The organism is Micromonospora sp. WMMC264 (genome assembly GCF_027497275.1).
In the GTDB taxonomy this organism is placed as follows: domain Bacteria; phylum Actinomycetota; class Actinomycetes; order Mycobacteriales; family Micromonosporaceae; genus Micromonospora; species Micromonospora chalcea.
Genome location: NZ_CP114907.1, coordinates 5,234,984 through 5,253,986, shown reverse-complemented (window position 1 = coordinate 5,253,986; position 19,003 = coordinate 5,234,984). Strand labels below are relative to the sequence as shown.

Here is a 19,003-nt window from a genome sequence, read left to right as displayed (position 1 = left end):
CCCGGGCCGACGGTCGCTCACATACTCGACTGCATCGGGCGCGATTCCCGCGCACCGGCTGTGGATGGAGGACGAGATGCTGGGCAGAAGATCCGTCAGGAGCCCGCGTACCCTCGCCGCGCCGGTGCCGGCGATGCCGTTCGCCGCCGCCGCTGTGGCGCTGCTGATGCTGACCGGCTGTGGCGGCGAACCGGTGGACGCGGCCACCCCCGCGCCCGAGGGCTCGGCCGGCTTCGGCCGGGACCGGGCCGCGCTGGTGCTCACCGCCTTCGACCAGGCCGACTCGGCCGCCTCGGTGGCCGGCGACATCGAGACGCTGCGGACCCAGGAGGTTCCGCCCTCGCTGGACCTCAGCGTCGCCGCGGTCCGCCGGGCCGCCTACAACCAGCAGGCGCAACCGTCGTTCCAGCACATCAACCCGGCGTTCGCGGTGCCGCCCGGCGACCCGGCGTGCTTCCTCGTCACGGCCACCCTCAAGCTGGCCGGCTCAGAGCTGGCCCCCACCGACGTCAGCCAGTTCGTGCTCGGCACGGACGGCCAGTGGAAGCTCAGCCACAACGTCCAGGTCACCCAGCCTGCGCTGGTGGCCGCCCGGAGCATCGACGGCCGGCCGGCCACCGAGGGCGGCACCGCCCTGGACGAGACCAGCCGCCGGGCGCTCGCCGCCGAGGTGTTCGCCCGCAGCATCGGGTCGACCACCGGCAACCGGTCCCTGATCGCGTCCAGCCCGCTGCTCGACGGCCAGTTCGCCGGCGGCTGGGAGGTCTACGGGCAGCAACTCGCCGGCGTCGGCGCGGAGGTCCGGCGAACCCTGGACCGGGCGGAGTGGTCGGACTGCGCGGTCACGACGCCGACCGGCACGCTGACCTTCCTGACCGTCCACGCCACCGACACGCTGCGCCCGGCGCCCGGCGGTCCGGCCACCGTCCGGATGGTGCCGCAGAGCCCGGACCTGATCGCCACCGGTCATCGCACGGCGGTGAGCGGAAAATCCATCCGGGTCAACCGGGTGGAGACCTTCCTGCTGCTCGTACCGGAGCAGACCACCGGCACGTCGGTGCTGGGACTCAACGACACCGCGTTGACGGTCACCGCCGGCTGACCGCGCACCGACCCCGCCGACGGCAGAAACCGGTGGCATCACTCGGGATCGGAGGCCGCGGACCGCGACGATGACAGCAGCCGTGATCGCCGGCGGGGCCGGTGGTACCCGCGGCCCGGCCACCAGGCTCGGGAGGAACCATGTGGCGTCCGCGCTTCCGATCGGACTACGTGCCGGTGCGGCTGCCCGACGGCCCGCTCGTGGTGCTGGGGGAGACCCGCAGCCTGCTCGTCGACGATCCGGTCGCCGCGGACCTGGCCGACCAGCTCGACGGCGCCGCGCCGCTGGCCGACGTGGTGGCCCGGCTGGCCACCCGGCACCCGGTCGCCGCCGTCGCCACCGCCCTCGCCCGGCTGCGTGACCACGGCCTGCTCACGTCCGGCCCGGCGCACACCTCGCCGGCCGAGGCCGCCGGCTGGGACGCCCGGGGCGTCCCGCCCGAGGCGGGGCGGCGGTGGATGGCCGGTGGCCCGGTCACCGTCGTGGACCTCGGGGCGCCCCGGGTGGCCGAGACCGCCGACGCGCTGCGCGCCCTCGGACTCGCCGTGACAGTGGTCGGGCCGGACGGACCGGACCCCGGCCCGGACGACGCCCAGGTGCTGGTGCTGCCGTCGTCGATGCTCGACCCCCGGCTGGCGTCGATGAACGACCGCCACCTGGCCGCCGGTCGCGCCTGGACCCTGGCCCGGCCGCACGGCAACGTCGTCTTCCTCGGCCCGCACCTGGTGCCGGGCCGTACCGGCTGCTGGGCCTGCCTGCGGCAACGCTGGCAGGAGAACGAGCAGGTGAACGCGTTCCTCGGCGGGCAGGACCTGGCCGGTCCGCTGCCGCAGCCCGGACGGGCGGTCCTGCCCGGACTGGCCACCACCGCCGCCGGCCTGCTCGCCGCCGAACTCGCCGTGCTCGCCGTGCGGGGTACGTCGCCCCGCCTCACCGGCCGGATGGTGGCCCTGGACACCCGGGACCTGAGCACGGAGAGCCACCAGCTCGTACGCCAACCGCAGTGCCCCGCGTGCGGCGACCCGGACCTCGTCCGCAAGGCCGAGCCCCGGATCGACCTGCCACCGAGCGGCGCCCAGCCCAGCCGGGCCGGAGACTCCCGTACCCGGGAACCCGCCGAGACGTACGCGGCACTCGCCCACCACGTCAGCCGGTACCTGGGCGTGGTGAGCCGGCTGACCCCGCTGGAGGCGACCGACAACGGCGTCACCCACACCTACTCCGCCGGGCACAACTTCGCCCAGCCCCGCGAGCTCGCCGGGCTGCGCCGCAACCTGCGCGGGCAGAGCGGCGGCAAGGGCCGGACCGACCTCCAGGCCCGGATGAGCGCTATCGGGGAGGCGGTGGAGCGCTACTGCGGGGTGTGGCGTGGCGACCGACCGGTGCACCGGGCGACCTACCGGCAGCTCGGTCCGGACCGCGCGGTGCACCTGCGCGAGCTGCTGCTGTTCTCGGACCGCCAGTACGCCGACCGGGACCGGCTCAACCGCGACCTCGGCCACCTGCACCGCGTTCCCCGCCCGTTGCCGGACGACGTGGAGCTGGACTGGACGACGGGCTGGTCGCTGACCCGGCAGACGCCGCGCGAGCTGCCCGCCGCGTACTGCTGGTACGGCCACCCGGAGCTGACCGGTCTGGGGGTGTGCTCGGCCGACTCGAACGGCTGCGCGGCCGGCGGCAATCTGTCCGAGGCGATCCTGCAGGGCTTCTGCGAACTCGTGGAGCGGGACAGCGTCGCCCTGTGGTGGTACCACCGCTCCCGGATGCCCGGCGTGGACCTCGCCTCGTTCGCCGACCCGTGGACCACTGCCTGCGTCGACCACCACGCCACCGCCCTGAGCCGCGAGCTGTGGGCCCTCGATCTGACCGCCGACCTCGGCGTACCCACGTTCGCCGCGGTGTCCCGGCGGGCCGACGGCGGGACGGAGGACGTCCTGGTCGGCTTCGGCGCGCACCTGGACGCGCGGGTCGCGCTGACCCGGGCGCTCACCGAGGTGAACCAGTTCCTGCCCGCCGTGCCCGGACCCACCTCCGAGCGCAACCGGTACGGCGGCGACGACCCGGACACCGCGCGCTGGTTCGGCACGGTGCGGGTCGCCGATCAGCAGTGGCTGTCCCCGGATCCGACCCGGCCGCCGCGCACCGCCGCCGACCACCCGACGCTGACCACCGGCGACGTGGGCGACGACGTGCGCCGGTGCGTACGCCGGGCGGAGCGGGCCGGCCTGGAGGTGATCGTCGTCGACCAGTCTCGCCCGGACGTCGACCTGGCCGTGGTGAAGGTCGTCGTGCCGGGCCTGCGGCACTTCTGGCGCCGGCTCGGCCCCGGTCGGCTGTGGGACGTGCCGGGCCGCCTCGGCAGGGACCCGCTGGCCGCCGACGAGACGTCGGCCAACCCGCTGAACGTGTTCTTCTAGCCGGCGCTCCCGGCCCGCCGGTGAACGTGGAAGGGATGGTGGGGGATGACCACAGTGGCGGACCCGACCGGTCGGCGGCGGTCGTCGTGAACGGCGCCGGCGGCGGTCCTCCGGTCCAGGAGTCGTACCGGCTGCGCCGTGACGCGGAGCTGCGACTCGGTGAGGACGGCTCGCTGCTGCTGCGGCAGACCCGCTTCCGGCTCACCCTGGAGCGACCCGGCATGGGCCGGCGGGCGCTGCTGCTGCGCCTCGCCGCCGACTGGGTCGGCGACGTCGAGGTCGGCCGGCTGATCAGCGGCCTGGAGGGGGAGAGCCGGGTGCTGCCGGCGCAGTTGCTGCTGCGCCGGCTGCTCGCCCACTCCTGGCTGGAGCGCCGCGTCCAGGTCGACGACCGGGCGCTGCTCGACCTCGTGCCCACCGGGCTGGGCCGGGGCAGCCTGCCGGAGAGCCGCCCGCACACCCCGGGGGTCCGCTACCGGCTCTCCCGCTTCGCCACCCTCCACCACGATCGGGGGATGCTGGTGGCCGCGTCGTCGCTGAGCACCCTCACCGTCGGTTGCGCCGACGCCGCCGTCGGCGCGGTGCTGGCCGCCGCCGTGCCGGGCCTCGGACCCGACACGGTGGCCCGCATGCTCGGCGTGCCGCCGGAGGCCGCCGGGCGGGTGCTCGACGAGCTGGCCACCGCCCGGATCCTGGTCACCGACGCCGAGTACGAGGCGGAGCACGACGACGCGCCGCTCGCCTACTGGTCGCCGGAGGAGCTGCGGCTGCACCACCGCTCCCGGGCCGGCCGGCACGCGCTGCCGGTGGGCGGCACCTACCGGATGCGGGAACGCTTCGCGCCGCAGCCGCTGCGCCGCCCGTACGACGGGGGCCGGGCGGTCGAGTTGCCGCTGCCCGACCTGGCGACGATCGCCAAGGCGGATCCCGCGTTCAGCCAGGTCGTCGCGGACCGGCGCAGCGTGCGCGAACACGACGACACCTCGCCGCTGCCCCTGGAGCGGCTGGCCGAGTTCCTGTACCGGTCGCAGCACACCACGGTCGTCGGCGAGGCCGGTGGACAGGAGGTGGGCCACCGGCCCTACCCGGGCGGCGGCGGTGTCTACGAGCTGGAGATCTATCCGCTTGTCGCACGCTGCGCCGGGCTCGACCCCGGGCTCTACCACTACGACGGCGTCGGGCACCGGCTGGAGCCGGTCGCCGGCTGGGGCGCGGCCGCCGACCGGCTGCTGGCGTACGCCCGGGCGGCCGGCGCCATGCCCCGGCCGCCGCAGACGGTCCTGGTGGTCACCGCCCGGGTCCAGCGGCTGATGTGGAAGTACGAAGGGATGAGCTACGCCATGATTCTCAAGGACGCGGGTGTGCTGACCCAGCAGATGTACCTCGTCGCCACCGCCATGGGGCTGGCGCCGTGCGCCCTCGGCGCCGGGGACTCCCAGGCCTTCGCCGAGTTGTCCGGGCTCGATCCGCTCGTCGAACCGAGCGTGGCCGACTTCCTGCTCGGCTCGCGTCGTCCCGCCGACACGGGGGCCCGGCCGTGAAGTTCCGGCGGCAGGCGCTGCGTCAGCTGGAGGCGCCCGAGCAGCTCGACCGCGCGGTCCGGCTGACCACGGTGCCGAACTGGCTGGCCACCGTGGCGCTGGTCATCGTCGTGGCGGCCGCCGGGGTCTGGTCGGTGCGTACCGTGGTGCCCCGGACCGTCGAGGCCGCCGGGGTGCTGATCCACTCCAACGGGATCTCCGCCCTCGACGCGCTCGACAGCGGCCAGGTCACCAAGGTGTGGGCGTCGCCGCACCAGCGGGTCACGAAGGGCACGCCCCTCTACAGCCTGCGCACCATGGACGGCAAGGTGCGGGTGGAGAACGCGCCGGGTGACGCGTACGTCGTGGCCTGGCTGGTCTCGGAGGGCGAGATCGTCACCCCCGGCACGCACCTGGCCGACCTGGAACGGCTCGACACCGCCGGGGACGCGTTGCAGGCCGTCGTCTACGCTCCCGCCGTCGCCGCGCCCCTGCTGCAACCGGGCGTACCCGTCGAGGTGGCCGCCGCGGCGGCGCCCCGCAACGTGTTCGGCACCCTGGCCGGCCGGGTGACCACCATCGGCGCCTTCCCGGAGACCGAGGCCTCGCTGCGCGCCTTCCTGGGCACCGGGCCGGACGTCCGGCGGCTGCTCGCCCGGGGCAGCGTGGTCCGGGTGACAGTCACCCTGGAGCCCGACCCGGCGGCCCCGGGTGGCCTGCGCTGGACCAAGTCCCCGCCGCCGTTCCAGCTCAACTCGGCCAGCGAGGTCACCGCCTGGTTCACAGTGGACCAGGAACACCCGATCGACTGGTTGCTGGGACGATGAGCGCGCCCCCGACCGCCGCCACCGGAACGCCGGAGCCTCCCCGCATCCGGCGTCGACGGGTCCGTACGCCCACCCTGATCCAGATGGAGGCGGTGGAGTGCGGCGCCGCCGCGCTCGGCATCCTGCTCGCCCACCACGGCCGGCACGTACCCCTGGAGGAGCTGCGCCGGGTGTGCGGGGTGAGCCGGGACGGCTCCACAGCGGCCACTGTGCTCCGGGGCGCCCGCCGGTACGGGATGGTGGCGAAGGGCTTCCAGATGGACCTGGCCGGCCTGGCCACGGTGGCGCTTCCGGCGGTGCTGTTCTGGCGGTTCGAGCACTTCGTGGTGCTGGAGGGGCTCGGCCGCAAGGTCTTCATAAACGATCCGGCCACCGGCCCCCGCGCGGTGAGCTGGGAGGAGTTCGACGGCGCCTTCACCGGCATCGCGCTCACCATGGAGCCCGGCCCGGAGTTCCGGCCGGGCGGCACCCGCTACCGGCTGGTGCGGGCGCTGGCCGAACGGTGGCGCGGCCCGGGCTCGGCGATCGCGCAGATGCTGCTGCTCGGCCTGCTGATCGCCGTGGTCGGCTTGACCATCCCGGTGATGGCGAAGGTCTTCGTCGACCGGGTGCTGCTCCAGGAGGACCGGGCCGCGTTCGCCGGCCTGGTGGCGGCGGTGGCGGTGGCCACCGTGCTGACCTTCCTGGCCGGCCTGCTCCAGCAACGCCTGACCGTACGCGCGGAGACGGCGCTCGCCCTGAGCAGCGCGGCCCGGTTCTTCCGACATCTGCTGCGGCTGCCGCCGGCCTTCTTCGACCAGCGGCAGGCCGCCGACCTCAGCCAGCGGGTCCGGGGCAACGAGGTGGTCGCCGAGGTGCTCACCCGCCGCGCGGCCACCACGGTGGTGGACACCGGCCTGGTGCTGGCGTACGGGGCGCTGCTCTGCCAGTACGACCTGCTGCTCGGACTCTGCGCGGCGGTCCTCGCCGGGCTGAACGTGAGCGTGCTGCGTTACGTCGCCTCGACCCGGTCGACAGCCGTCGCCGGGCTCCAGGCGGACCGCAGCAAGCTGGTGACCACCGTCTACACCACGGTCCAGATGATCGAGACGGTGAAGGCCGGTGGCGAGGAGGAACGCGCCGTGGCCCGGTTCGCGGCGCGCCACGCCACAGTCGCCACCCGCCAGCAGCGGCTGGGGGTGCCCACCGCTGTGCTCTCCGTCCTGCCCGCGTTCCTCGCCTCCGGGACCACCGCCGTGCTGCTGGGGCTGGGCAGCCGGCAGGTGGTGGCGGAGGCGATGAGCGTCGGCGTGCTGGTCGGCATGCAGAGCCTGGCCGCCGCGATGAATCGGCCGTTGGGCAACCTGACCGCGCTGGGCTCGCGGCTGCAGGACATGAGCGCCGACCTCAACCGGCTGCGGGACGTGGAGCGGTACCCGCTGCCGTCGGCCAGGGACCGGCCCGCCGGGCCGTTGGCGCCGATGGAGGGGCACCTGCGCATCGAGGACGTGACCTTCGGCTACAACCCGCTGGGCCGGCCGCTGCTGGAGAACTTCAGCCTGGACCTGCCGCCGGGTGCCCGGGTGGCGCTCGTCGGGCGGTCGGGCAGCGGCAAGTCGACAGTGGGCCGGCTGGTGGCCGGGCTCTACCGCCCGTGGACCGGGCGGGTCACCGTGGACGGCCTCGAACGGCCGGGGACCGACGACGGACTCTGGGCGGCCACGGTGGCCATGGTGGACCAGGACCAGCGGCTGTTCGAGGGCACGGTGCGGGACAACGTCACCATGTGGGACCTCACCGTCGCGGACGAGGACGTCGTCACCGCGCTGACCGACGCCTGCCTCTACGACGAGGTGGCGGCCCGGCCGGGCGGCCTGGCCAGCCCGGTACGGGAGAACGCCCGCAACTTCTCCGGCGGGCAGCGGCAGCGGCTCGAGATCGCCCGCGCGCTCGTCCGCAATCCCCGGGTTCTCGTGCTCGACGAGGCGACCAGCGCGCTGGACGCCGAGACCGAACGCCAGATCGACAGGCACCTGCGGCGGCGGGGGGCGACCTGCCTGATCGTGGCCCACCGCCTGTCCACGGTCCGCGACTGCGACCTGATCGTCGTGCTGGACGGCGGCCGGGAGGTGGAGCGCGGCACCCACGAGCAACTGGTCGCCCGCGACGGCGCGTACGCGCGCCTGGTCCGGGACCACTGACCACGACGACCCGAGGAGACGCTGATGAGCGGCGCGGTGGAGAATCCCTCGCCCGGCAATCTGATCGGCTTCTGCGCCGACGGCGTACGCCAGGTCTGCCGCCTCGACGACCCGGTGGCGGGCTGGCTGGTGACCGGCGGCGAGGCCGACCTGTTCGCGGTGCGCCGGGCCGGGACGAACCCGTCGCGCCGGCACCACGTGGCCCGGCTGCCGGCGGGTGGCCTGGTGCCGACGTCCACCGCGATCGGTGTGTGGCAGCTGATCCTGGTGCCGCTGCCCGGCACGGACCTGCGCGGGCTGTCCCGGCCCCACCTGTCGCTGCTGGAGCGGCAGGTACGGCCCGGCCTCCCGGCGGACGAGGAGGTGTCGCCGCGGGCGCGGCGCGCCGCGGCGGAGCTGGTCGCGGCGGTGGACCTGGTGCTGGTGGCCGTCGCCGACGCGCTGCGCCGCGGGCAGGCGCCCCGGGAGGCGTCCACCCTGAGCGGGCGCGAGATCGTGTCGCTGGCACAGGGGAGCGCCCTCGTCTCCACCGGCGGTGCCTGGTGGCTGCGCAGCGCCGGCGGGCAGTTGCGCCGCAACGACGGCGGTCCGGCGGAGATGTCGGGGGAGCGGGAGCTGTTGCTGGTCGCCGAGCGGGACTGGGTGGTGGCCGAGTCGCCGTGCGCGGTGGAGAGCCACGGCAGCTGGGACCTGCTGGTCAGCGGTCAGCTCCGGTCGGCGGTCGACCAGCACGTGGTGCGGCTGCTGCGGATGGTGGAGACCCGCGTCGAGGAGGCCGACGCGGCCCTGCTGAGCGGCGTGGAGCGGCGCCGGCAGATCGACGCCGAGGTGCTCGCCGCGGCGGCCCGCCGGTCGCTCGGGGTGATCGGCGCGGGCGGTTCGCTCCCGGTTCCGGACACCGAGGCCGGCTTCGACAGGTACGGGCGGGCGGCCTCGGTGGTCCGGGTGGTCACCGAGGGGATGGGCAGCCCGGTCAACGAGCCGGCCGACCGCAGCGGCGCGCCACTTGACGACCGGGTGGCGGTGCGTGCGGTGTCCCGGGCGTCCAGCCTGTTCCTGCGCGAGGTGCGGCTTCCGGACCGGTGGTGGCGGCGGGACCTGGGGCCGCTCGTGGGGTGGCGGACCGGCGACGACCCGTCCCGTGCCGTCGCGGTGCCGCTGGTGTTCCGCCGGGGCCGCTACCACCACGTCGACCCGGAGACCCGGGCGTACGGGCCGATCGACGCGACGGTCGCCGCGACGTTCGCCGCCGAGGCGACCCAGGTGCAGGCGCCGCTGCCGCAGGCCGCCCGGATGCGCCACCTGCTGCGGGCCGGGCTCGTCGGTGCGGCCCGCGACGTGCGCGGGCTGCTCGTCGCCGCCGCCTGCGTGGCGCTGCTGGGCCTGGGCGTGCCGCTGGCCACCGGCGAGGTGCTGGGCCAGTTGGCCCGGCAGGGCGAGGTGGACGGCCTGTTCGGTTTCCTCGCGCTGATGCTCAGCGCCGCTGTGGTCGCGGGACTGGTCGGCGTGGTGCAGAACCTGCGGTTGCTGCGGTTGGAGGGCCGGTTGCAGTCCGGCGCGCATCTGGCGCTCTGGGACCGGCTCATGCGGCTGCCCGCCCGGTTCTTCACCGGTCGCAGCAGTGGTGAGATCGCCAACTCGATGTTGGGGATCTCGTTCGTCGGCGAGGCGCTGAGCGCGCTGCTGCCGCAGCTCGTCTCCGCGGCCGCGACCGTCGCGGTGACCCTCGGCCTGCTCCTGGTGGTCGAGCCCGTGCTCGGGCTGTGGGGGGCGGGGATCGTCGCCGTCACCATGCTGGCCTTCGGCGCGTTCGCCGTCCTGATCGTCCGCCGGCAACGGATCGCGCTTCCGGCCGAGCACCGGGCGGCGGCGATGACCAACCAGTTGCTCGGGGGAATCGTCAAGATCAAGGTGGCGGCCGCCGAGGCCCGGGCGCACGCCCGCTGGTCGGAGGTGGCCGCGGTGGCCCGGGCGGCGCTGCAACGGGTCCGGCAGAGCCAGGCGGGCCTGGTCGCGTTCGCCACGGTGCTGCCGGTCGCCGGTCAACTGGTCCTGTTCGCCGTGCTGATGGGACCGCTCGCCGGCCGGGTCACGCCGGCCGACTTCTTCGTCCTCAACGTCAGCTTCGCGATGTTGCTCGGCGCGCTGCTCGTGCTGGTGTCGGCCGGGGTCGAAGTGATCGCGGCGGTGCCCCGCCTGGGCGGCCTGCGGGACATCCTGCGCGCCGACCCCGAGGCCCGGCCGGACCGGGTGGACCCGGGCGAGCTGCGCGGTGAGGTCGCACTGCACCGGGTCACCTTCGCCTACCAGCCGGACGAGCCGCCGGTGCTCGTCGACATCGACCTGCACGTGCGCCCGGGTGAGTTCGTCGCCATCGTCGGGCCGAGCGGCTGCGGGAAGTCCACACTGCTCCGGTTGCTGCTCGGTTTCGAACGCCAGCAGCAGGGCGCGGTGCTCTACGACGGCCAGGACCTCGCCGAACTCGACGTGCACGCGGTCCGCCGGCAGTGCGGGGTGGTCCTGCAGGACGGCCAGCTCTTCGCCGGCTCGGTGCGGGACAACATCTGCGGCGCCGGCAGCTTCCCGCTGGACCAGGTCTGGGAGGCGGCGCGGATGGCCGGCCTCGCGGACGACCTGGAGGCGCTGCCGATGGGGATGAGCACCATGGTGCCGTTCGGCGGCGGGACGCTCTCCGTCGGGCAGCGTCAGCGGGTGCTGATCGCCCGCGCGCTGGCTCCCCGGCCCCGGATCATCTTCCTCGACGAGGCGACGAGCGCGCTGGACAACCGGACCCAGGAGGTGGTCACCAGGAGCACCGCGGACCTGGCCGCGACCCGGCTGGTGATCGCCCACCGGCTGTCCACGGTCCGCGCGGCGGACACCATCGTGGTGCTCGAAGCGGGGCGGATCGTCCAGCGGGGCACCTACGACGAGTTGATGGAGCAGCCCGACGGGCTGTTCCACCGGCTGGCGCGACGGCAACTCGTGGACCAGCCGGAACGGTCCGACGCCGTGGTGGAGAGCCGGCAGCCGGACGGGCAGCCCGCGACGGGCTGAGGCCCGGTCAGCCGTTGTCGATGACCGCGCCGTCCTCCACGCACACGTCCGTGCCGAGGTGGTTCTCCAGCAGTTCCGCGACGTGCGCCTCGGCCTGGTTCTCCACGGCCAGCCGGAACGCCTCGGTGAGCACGCCGACCACGCCCTGGGTCAACAGCAGGGTCTCCCGGTCGAGGTCGGCCCAGGACGATCGGTTGCCGCTGCGCACCAGCTCCGGCGCGAGGGCCAGCAGCCGGGCGGTGACGGCGGCGACCAGATCGTCGGCGACCGGCCGGAGGCTGTCCAGCACCTCGCTGAGGGTCTGCAACGCCGGCACCGTGCCCACCCGTACCCGATGCAGGTCCAGGGCGGCGCGCAGCGGACGTGGCCGGGAGGTGCGGACGGTGCCGTCGTCGGCCCGTCCGATCACGCCGTGCCGGGTCAGCGCATGGGCCAGCGCGGGACGGTCGGCGGCCAGGCGCTGCAGCATCGCGGTCAGCCCGTCCGGCGCCTCGTCACCGGCCCGGACCCCGAGCATGGCCTCGATGGAGACCAGGTTGAAGCCCTGCCGCTGCAGGGCGAGGATCGCGTCCAGCCGGCGGACGTGGGAGTCGTCGTAGAGCGCGGCCCGGCCGTGCCGAACCGGTGGGGGCAGCAGCCGCCGGGCCTGGTGGGCGCGGATGTTGCGCGGCGACATGCCGACCTTGCGGGCGAGTTCGTCCACGCTGTACCCGGCCGGGCCGCCGGGTGTCGTCGTCACCTCGTCGATGGTCACGGTGGCCTCCGGCAGCACTCGGTGACGGAACACGGCAGCCGCCGGACCGCTGTCACGGTGGGCGATCCGACGATCGCAGCGTAGGTGCGGGCGCCGCGCGGGTGACAGGCGAGGAATTACTACTTGTTCACACTGATGACAATCATTAGAATCGCCAATCCGCGTCACGCCGTTGATTTCCATTACCCGGCTTTCGCCGCGGCGCGGACCGGTCGCGGCCGCATTCGATGAAATTCCCACTCGTCGGGCGGGCCGGAACGGCCGGTGGCCCACGATGAATCGGAACCGGCGGCCCGGACCCTCCCGCGCTGCCTGTCGCCGCCCCCGGTGTCGTCGTGGGCGGCCGACCGTCGAAGGGAGCAGGGGTGTGACACATGTCGATCGAGCGGTCTTCGTGGCCGCGTACAGCCGGCTGGTCGCCGACGTCTGGGCCGACCCGGCCAAGGAGCAGGCGCTCGACCGGGACCCGCGGGGGTTCCTCGCCGGCTACGGCCTTCACCTGCCCGAAGAGGTGCAGGTCCGGGTGGTCCGGGACGTCGCCGACGCCGATCCGGACCTCGAGGTGCAGGTCAAGTCGTGGGAGCTGGCGGAGTCCAGCGGCGCCTTCGTGCTCTTCGTGCCCTCGCTGCTGCCGGTGGCCGAGGCGGAGCTGGCCGAGGACGAGCTGGACAGCGTCGTCGCCGGCCTGGACTCCAGCTGCGCGTGCTGCTGCCCGTGCTGCTGCACCTGACACCGATGTCTGCCGCCCGCCGGCCGGCACGGCAGATTCTGATGGCAGTCAGCGGAAATCCTTGATTGCCGAACCTCGATCTTCCTAGCGTTCTCGCCACAGCAATCAACCGCCCGGCCCGCAGCCCCAGGAAAGGACCGAACGATGAGCAACGACGAGCAGGAATACGGCGCGAGATTCGTGACCAAGTACTCGGAACTGGTCACCGCGGTGTGGCGCAGCGACGAGGAACTGCAGCGGCTCCTCGCCGACCCGACCGGCTACGCGACGGCGGCCGGCCTGCCGGTCGCCCCCGGCGCCACCGTCGAGGTCGACCGCGCCCAGCCCGCCACGCTCTACACCAAGGAGCAGATCGTCGCCGACTGGTCCGGTACGCCCGGCCGGCACGTGCTGCACGTGCCCGAGGTGCCGCTGGTCGACCTCAACGAGCTGACCGAGGCCGAGCTGGAGACCGTCGCCGGCGGCGTGGCGCCGGCGGCCGACAACAACGTCAACATCATCGCCGTCCTCATCGTCTGAGTTCCCCTCCGCACCCCGCCGGGAGCCTCGATGACTGACACGACCGAGACCATCGCGTTCCGATCCGGCACCTACCGGACGGCCACTGTGGAGCAGACCTGGGCACGGGTCGGCGGCATGCTCGACCGGTTCCGGATCACCCGGGTCGCCGACATCACCCGGCTCGACGAGATCGGCCTACCGGTGCACGTCGCCTACCGGCCGGTCGGAGCCACCATGGCGGTGAGCGTCGGCACCGGCGCCACGGCGACGCAGTCCCGGGTCAGCGCGGTGATGGAGAGCATCGAGTCCTGGCATGCCGAGAACCTCCGGCCGGGGACCGCCGTCCGGTCCCCGGCCGAGGCGCTCGACCTGCCGTACGACGTCCGGTGGCTGCACCTGGCGGAGCGGTCGCCCCTGACCCCCGCCGTCGAACTCGACTGGGTGGCCGGCCGTGGGCTGGTGACCGGAGCGCCCTGCCTGGTGCCGCGCGCCACGATCGAACTCGACTTCACCGTCCGGCGGGGCTGGGACCGCGCCCTGTTCACCCCCAGCAGCAACGGGCTGGCCACCGGCAACACCTTCGCCGAGGCCAGCCTGCACGCCCTGCTGGAGGTCGTCGAGCGCGACTGCATCGCCCCTTACTGCACCTCGCCGCTCGCCGAGCGCACCTACACCGATCCGGGCACCGCCACGAACGCGATGACCCGCACCGTGCACGAGGCGCTGGTGCGGGCCGGCTGCTGGGTGGAGGTCTGCGACATCACGAACGCGGTCGGCGTGCCCTGCTACGCCGCCTCGATCTGGTCCCCCGACCTGCCGGTCACCTTCGGCGGCTTCGGCTGCCACGTGGATCCGGAGATCGCTGTCGGCCGGGCCATGTCGGAGGCGGCACAGTCGCGGCTGGTCATGGTCTCCGGGGCCCGGGACGACATCGACGCCACCGCGTACCACGACGTCGGCGCGCCGCCGGTGCCGCCACCCACCGTCGACCGGCCGGTCCGGCCGGTCCGCCGCGACCCCCCGCCCGCCGGGGACGTGACCCAGGTGCTGCGCGAGCTCGCGTCGCGGGTGCAGCGGATAACCGGCGTCGAGCCGTTCAGCGTCGACCTGACGCACGACGACATCGGCATCCCGGTGAGCAAGGTGTTCGCCCCTGGCCTGCGGATGTTCGACGAGCGGGCCCTGAGTACCCGACCAGGAGTGCCCCGTGACTGACGTCGTCTTCATCGGTCCGAGCCTGCCGGCCGACGAGGTCGGCCGGCTGCTGCCCGACGCGGTGGTGCTGCCGCCCGTCGCGCACGGCGACCTGCTCCGCCTGGACGTCGGCCCCGGCGACCGGGTCCTCGTCGTCGACGGGTTCTTCCTGCAACACCCGCCCGTACGCCACCGGGAGATCCTCGACCTGCTCGACCGCGGGGTGACAGTGGCCGGCGCGGCCAGCATGGGTGCGCTGCGCGCCGCCGAGCTGTGGCCGTTCGGCATGCGTGGCGTGGGCGAGGTGTTCCAGCTCTACCGCGACGGTGTCGTCACCGGCGACGACGAGGTGGCGGTGGTGCACGGGCCCGCCGAGGAGGGCCACCGCACGTTGAGCGAGCCGCTCGTGAACATCCGGGTCGAGCTGCGCCGCGCCGTCGCCGCCGGGGTGCTCGGCCAGGCCGAGGCCACGCTGTTGCTGGACGTCGCCCGGGACCTGCCGTTCCGGCGGCGGTCGTACCGCGCGCTGGAGCGCACCGCGCCACCCGGGGCCGCGGCCGTGGTGGACCGGTTCCTGACCTGGCGCCGGCACGACCCCTGGGACGCCAAGGGCGCCGATGCGCGGCTGCTGCTTTCGATGGCGGCGGCAGACGCGCCGGAGCTGTGCCCGGCGCACGCCGGCGACCAGCCGATCGACAACCTCCACACCCGCTTCCTCGACAGCTGGCGGTCGCGGTTCGCCGGGAAGCCGGTCGGTGGGCACTGGGTCAGCGACCGGGACGCCGCGGCGGTGCTGATGCTGCTGCACCCCGAGGCGCCGGCCTGGCACCGGCGTGGGGTGCTGGCCGGGCTGGCCGAGGTCGACATCGCCGACCCGGCGGTCGAGGAACGCGCCCACCAGGCGGCGTGCGAGCGCGGCCTGACCGGCACGGCGCCGGGTGGGTGGGACTGGCTCACCGACCGGGAACGGGGCATCGGCGACCGCGAGGCGGTGCTGCGGGTGCTGGTGCGGGCGTTCGGCACCACGCCGTACCGCAGCCTGACGCTGTGGATGGTCGCGGCGCCGCTGCGTACCCCCGCGTTGCTCGCCGCGGCGCGGCAGGTCGCGGCGACCGCGGCGTCGCTGAACGAGACGCTCGTCCCGCGTACGACGGGACACCGCCGCCCGGGCGGCCGGCTCCACTTCCGCACCGAGGTGGTCGACGAGTGCTTCGCGCGGTTGTGGGGCTGCGACGCCGACGGGCTGGAGTCGGCGGCGTGGGACCGGGGCTTCGACGGCCTGGCGTCGTTCCGGTTCGCCGCCGAGCCGCTCGTGGCGTACGTCAAGGCGTTCGGCGCCCCGCGACTGCCGGCGGTGGCGCAGGGCGCGCAGGAGGACATTCCGGCCGGTTGCACGGCCCGGGTCGGCTGAGGAGGCGTCGATGAGCGGAACGGTGAAGGCGGCACTGGTCTACCCCCCGCTGACCGACCCCACCTCGGGGTACCACTCCCTGAACTACCTCGACTCGTACGCCCGGGCACAGGGGCACCGGCCGGCGGAGATCATCGACGCCAACATCGAGGCGTTCCACCACTCGTACACGCCGTCGGCGTACGAGTGGCTGCGACGGGAGCTGTCCCGGTCCTCGACCGACGACCTCAGCGGCCCGGACGCGCTGATGGCCCGGGCGAACCACCTCGGCCTGCCCGACCCCGATCCGGAGCGGCTGCGCCGGTCGATCGGGGTGTTGCAGGATCCGAACCTGTTCTACGACTACCGGCACTACCAGGACGCGGTCGAAGGCGTGATCTCCTGGATGGACGCGCTCGGCGCGGTCGGGTTCCCCGGGCAGTTCCGCGCCGGCTTCCGGCTGCAGCCACCGCCGATGATCTCGATCGGCTCGGTGGCCGCGCTGACCGACGAGGCGCTGCTCGGCCGGCTCAACAAGCCCTTCCAGCCGTACTACGAGGACGTGCTGATCCCGCGGCTGGCCGCTGGTGGCCACCAGGTGATCGGGATCAGCGCCACCTATCAGTGGCAGCTTCCGTTCGCGCTCTGGATCGCCCGGCTCGTCCGCCGGGCCTGCCCGGGCGTCTTCCTCGTCGCGGGCGGCACGGAGATCTCCGACGTCTGGAAGTGCGCCAGCAGACCCGAGTACGTCTTCCAGGTGCTCGCCGACTTCGACGCGATCGTGGTCGGGGAGGGGGAGAGCGCGTACACGGAGATCCTGGACGCGGTGGCGGCCGGCACCCTGCCGGCCGGGCACCCCAACGTCCGCCTGCACCCCAAGTACGGCCGCCAGCGCCAGCTGCCCCTGCGCTACGAGCGTCTGGCGCAGGTGCCGGTCCCGGACTTCTCCGGTCTGCCCTGGGACCTCTACCTCAGCCCGGAACGGTTCGTCTACTACTCGCCGACCCGCGGCTGCTACTGGAACAAGTGCACGTTCTGCGACTACGGCCTGAACACCGACGGCCCGACGAGCCCGTGGCGGCAGGACACGGTCGGCAAGATGATCACGGACGTCACCGAGCTGTCGAAGTTCGCCAAGTTCATCTACTTCTCCGTGGACGTGCTCGCTCCCGCGACCATCCTGCGCTTCGCCGAGCAGGTCGTGGAGCGCGGGCTCGACTTCCGCTGGGGCGCCGAGATCCGGCTGGAGAAGTACTGGTCGGACGAGCGCTGCGAGCTGCTGCGGCGCAGCGGATGCGTGGCCGTGTCGGTCGGTTTCGAGTCCGGCAACCAGCGCATCCTCGACCTGATCGACAAGGGCACCAGACCGGAGCAGGTACGGCGCACCATGACCGCGATGACGAAGGCCAACATCGGCGTGCAGATGATGGGCTTCACCGGCTTTCCCACCGAGACCCGCGAGGAGGCGCTGGACAGCATCGCGTTCCTGCGCGACAACCCCGACCTGTGGACCCTCGGCGGGCTCGGCGACTTCATGCTGACCCCGGGCGCCATCGTCGCCAAGGAGCCGGACCGGTTCGGCATCACGAACGTACGGCCGGTGGAGGGTTCGGACATCGTCCGGATGCTCCGGTACGACGAGCCGGTGACCGAGGCGGCGCAGGCCGAGGTCGCCCGGGCCAAGGCCGACCTCAACCCGGGACACTTCCACCGTCCCTGGCTGGGCAGCACCGACACCCCGCACACGTTCTTCTACCACGACCGGTACGGCACCGCGGTACGTGGTGTGCTCGCCCACGACCGGGTGCGGCACGACACCGACGACCGGACCGAGTTCCTCGCCAACGGCGCGTTCGTGGACCGCGACGACGAGCAGGTCTGGGACGCGTACCGGCGGATCCGGTCCGACGAGCAGGAGGGCGTCCCCGGCGACCTGCCGGCGAACCGGCACCTGTTCCGCCGCACCGACGGCCAGGTGTTCGCGCTCAACCGCAGCAGCCGTCTGTTCCTGGACCTGTTCAGCACGCCGCTCACGCTCGCCGAGGCGCAGCGTCGGCTCTGGATCGTCGAACCGGCGGTCGCCGACCGGGTCTGGCGCACGTTCATCGGGCAGCGGCTGATCCGCCGGCACCAGCTCCCGGCCCCGGCCCGGCCGACGCGGTGACCCGAGCGCCGGTCGGGCCGGCGCACCCCGCCGAGTGGGATTTTGCACTCCCAGTGCACTTGTTTCCGGTTTCGCTGCTGCCTAGCGTCAGGCCATGGCTGACTCGTGGACGTTCGCTGTGGCCCGTGACGACCTCGCCCGCACCACGCTCGCCGACGGCGCGGCGCCCGCCCTCGCCGACGGGGAGGCGCTGCTGCGCGTGGACCGGGTCGGCCTGACCGCCAACAACGTGACGTACGCGGTGCTCGGCGAGGCGATGCGTTACTGGGAGTTCTTCCCGCCCGAGCCGCGCGGGCTCGACCGGCGGTGGGGACTGCCGCCGCTGTGGGGCTTCGCTGAGGTGGTTGCATCCACAGTGTCAGGAGTTGAGCCGGGCGTGCGGGTCTACGGCTACCTGCCGCCCGCCGGCCACCTGGTGGTACGCCCGGAGCGGGTGGACGGGACCGGCTTCCGGGACGCCAGCCCCCACCGGGCCGGGCTGCCCTCGCCGTACAACTCCTACCGGTCGACCACCGGCGACCCCGCGTACCGGGCGGAGCAGGAGGACCTGCTGATCCTGTTCCGGCCGCTGTTCTTCACCTCGTTCATGCTCGCCGACCAGGTCGTCGACAACGACTGGTACGCCGCGGAATCGCTTGTGCTGTCGTCGGCGTCGAGCAAGACGGCGTACGCCGCCGCGTTCGAGCTGCACGGCCGCGGCCATCGCCTGATCGGGCTCACCTCACCCGGCAACCTCGCCTTCACCAGGTCGCTCGGCTGCTACGACGATGTCCTCGCGTACGACGACATCGCGGCGCTCGACGTCGTGCCGACCGTCTACCTCGACCTGTCCGGCGCGCCCGCGCACCGGGCCGCCCTGCGGGCCCACCTCGGCGACCGGCTCGTCCGGGACATCGCCGTCGGCCTGACCCGGCAGACGCCGAACGCCGACGCCGCCGAGGAGGTCTTCTTCGCGCCGGTCCAGATGCGCAAGCGCAGCCGGGACTGGGGCCGCGACGGCCTCGACGCCCGGTTCGCCGACGCCTGGCAGCGGTTCTCGCAGGTGGTGAGCGGATGGCTCGACGTGCGGGCCGGCGCCGGTCCGGAGGCGCTGCGGGACGCCTGGCTCGACGTCCTCGCCGGCCGTACGCCGCCCCGGGTGGGCCACGTCGTGCAGCTCTGAGAGCG

At 73.8% G+C, this 19,003-nt stretch carries 13 protein-coding genes; 12 read left to right on the top strand and 1 reads right to left on the bottom strand.

Annotated elements, in window-relative coordinates; genetic code table 11:
- Positions 1 to 76 precede the first annotated feature (76 nt).
- The 6 genes from O7542_RS23010 (at position 77) to O7542_RS22985 (ending at position 11,103) form a co-directional block, all read left to right on the top strand.
- Positions 77 to 1,102, top strand: a complete 1,026-nt coding sequence (locus O7542_RS23010; RefSeq protein ID WP_281605193.1) for a hypothetical protein — start codon at positions 77 to 79, stop codon at positions 1,100 to 1,102.
- Positions 1,103 to 1,242: 140 nt separating this feature from the next.
- Positions 1,243 to 3,519: a TOMM precursor leader peptide-binding protein gene (locus O7542_RS23005; protein ID WP_140946145.1), complete on the top strand. Its 2,277-nt coding sequence runs from the start codon at positions 1,243 to 1,245 to the stop codon at positions 3,517 to 3,519.
- A 35-nt stretch (positions 3,520 to 3,554) separates the two neighbouring features.
- Positions 3,555 to 5,060, top strand: coding sequence for a SagB family peptide dehydrogenase (locus O7542_RS23000; protein ID WP_281605192.1), 1,506 nt, complete (start codon positions 3,555 to 3,557; stop codon positions 5,058 to 5,060).
- Complete coding sequence (locus O7542_RS22995; RefSeq protein ID WP_281605191.1) at positions 5,057 to 5,866, top strand: HlyD family efflux transporter periplasmic adaptor subunit; 810 nt, start codon at positions 5,057 to 5,059, stop codon at positions 5,864 to 5,866. The genes O7542_RS23000 and O7542_RS22995 overlap by 4 nt, the downstream gene beginning before the upstream one ends.
- Positions 5,863 to 8,046: an NHLP family bacteriocin export ABC transporter peptidase/permease/ATPase subunit gene (locus O7542_RS22990; protein ID WP_104115850.1), complete on the top strand. Its 2,184-nt coding sequence runs from the start codon at positions 5,863 to 5,865 to the stop codon at positions 8,044 to 8,046. The genes O7542_RS22995 and O7542_RS22990 overlap by 4 nt, the downstream gene beginning before the upstream one ends.
- Before the next feature lie 24 nt (positions 8,047 to 8,070).
- Positions 8,071 to 11,103 carry an ATP-binding cassette domain-containing protein gene (locus tag O7542_RS22985; RefSeq protein ID WP_281605190.1) on the top strand — a complete coding sequence of 1,011 codons (3,033 nt, stop codon included), beginning with the start codon at positions 8,071 to 8,073 and terminating at the stop codon, positions 11,101 to 11,103.
- 7 nt (positions 11,104 to 11,110) lie between these two features.
- Here the strand turns inward: O7542_RS22985 and O7542_RS22980 are convergent, their stop codons facing one another.
- Complete coding sequence (locus O7542_RS22980) at positions 11,111 to 11,890, bottom strand: MerR family transcriptional regulator (protein WP_158629852.1); 780 nt, start codon at positions 11,888 to 11,890, stop codon at positions 11,111 to 11,113.
- A 334-nt stretch (positions 11,891 to 12,224) separates the two neighbouring features.
- Here O7542_RS22980 and O7542_RS22975 point away from each other — a divergent pair, with 334 nt between their 5' ends.
- The 6 genes from O7542_RS22975 to O7542_RS22950 all read left to right on the top strand — a co-directional run bounded on the left by O7542_RS22975 (position 12,225) and on the right by O7542_RS22950 (position 18,998).
- Positions 12,225 to 12,587, top strand: a complete 363-nt coding sequence (locus O7542_RS22975; RefSeq protein ID WP_281605189.1) for a hypothetical protein — start codon at positions 12,225 to 12,227, stop codon at positions 12,585 to 12,587.
- Between the two features lie 144 nt (positions 12,588 to 12,731).
- Entirely contained in the window at positions 12,732 to 13,106 is a 375-nt protein-coding gene (locus tag O7542_RS22970) for a hypothetical protein (RefSeq protein WP_043327003.1), read from the top strand.
- Between the two features lie 30 nt (positions 13,107 to 13,136).
- Positions 13,137 to 14,303 (top strand): YcaO-like family protein, encoded by a 1,167-nt coding sequence (locus O7542_RS22965; protein WP_043327001.1) that lies wholly within the window; start codon positions 13,137 to 13,139, stop codon positions 14,301 to 14,303.
- Positions 14,296 to 15,693, top strand: a complete 1,398-nt coding sequence (locus tag O7542_RS22960) for a TfuA-like protein (RefSeq protein ID WP_281605188.1) — start codon at positions 14,296 to 14,298, stop codon at positions 15,691 to 15,693. Before O7542_RS22965 ends, O7542_RS22960 begins: the two co-directional genes overlap by 8 nt.
- 10 nt (positions 15,694 to 15,703) lie before the next feature.
- On the top strand, positions 15,704 to 17,836 hold the full coding sequence (locus O7542_RS22955) for a radical SAM protein (protein ID WP_166455772.1): 2,133 nt from the start codon (positions 15,704 to 15,706) through the stop codon (positions 17,834 to 17,836).
- Positions 17,837 to 17,930: 94 nt separating this feature from the next.
- On the top strand, positions 17,931 to 18,998 hold the full coding sequence (locus tag O7542_RS22950; RefSeq protein ID WP_281605187.1) for a DUF2855 family protein: 1,068 nt from the start codon (positions 17,931 to 17,933) through the stop codon (positions 18,996 to 18,998).
- Positions 18,999 to 19,003: the final 5 nt, after the last annotated feature.

Bases quoted from the DNA above. Each gene is read 5' to 3' on its own strand.
- O7542_RS22955 (WP_166455772.1), top strand. From the start codon at position 15,704: ATGAGCGGAACGGTGAAGGCGGCACTGGTCTACCCCCCGCTGACCGAC.
- O7542_RS22965 (WP_043327001.1), top strand. From the start codon at position 13,137: ATGACTGACACGACCGAGACCATCGCGTTCCGATCCGGCACCTACCGG.
- O7542_RS22950 (WP_281605187.1), top strand. From the start codon at position 17,931: ATGGCTGACTCGTGGACGTTCGCTGTGGCCCGTGACGACCTCGCCCGC.
- O7542_RS22985 (WP_281605190.1), top strand. From the start codon at position 8,071: ATGAGCGGCGCGGTGGAGAATCCCTCGCCCGGCAATCTGATCGGCTTC.
- O7542_RS23000 (WP_281605192.1), top strand. From the start codon at position 3,555: ATGGTGGGGGATGACCACAGTGGCGGACCCGACCGGTCGGCGGCGGTC.
- O7542_RS22990 (WP_104115850.1), top strand. From the start codon at position 5,863: ATGAGCGCGCCCCCGACCGCCGCCACCGGAACGCCGGAGCCTCCCCGC.
- O7542_RS22970 (WP_043327003.1), top strand. From the start codon at position 12,732: ATGAGCAACGACGAGCAGGAATACGGCGCGAGATTCGTGACCAAGTAC.
- O7542_RS23005 (WP_140946145.1), top strand. From the start codon at position 1,243: ATGTGGCGTCCGCGCTTCCGATCGGACTACGTGCCGGTGCGGCTGCCC.
- O7542_RS23010 (WP_281605193.1), top strand. From the start codon at position 77: ATGCTGGGCAGAAGATCCGTCAGGAGCCCGCGTACCCTCGCCGCGCCG.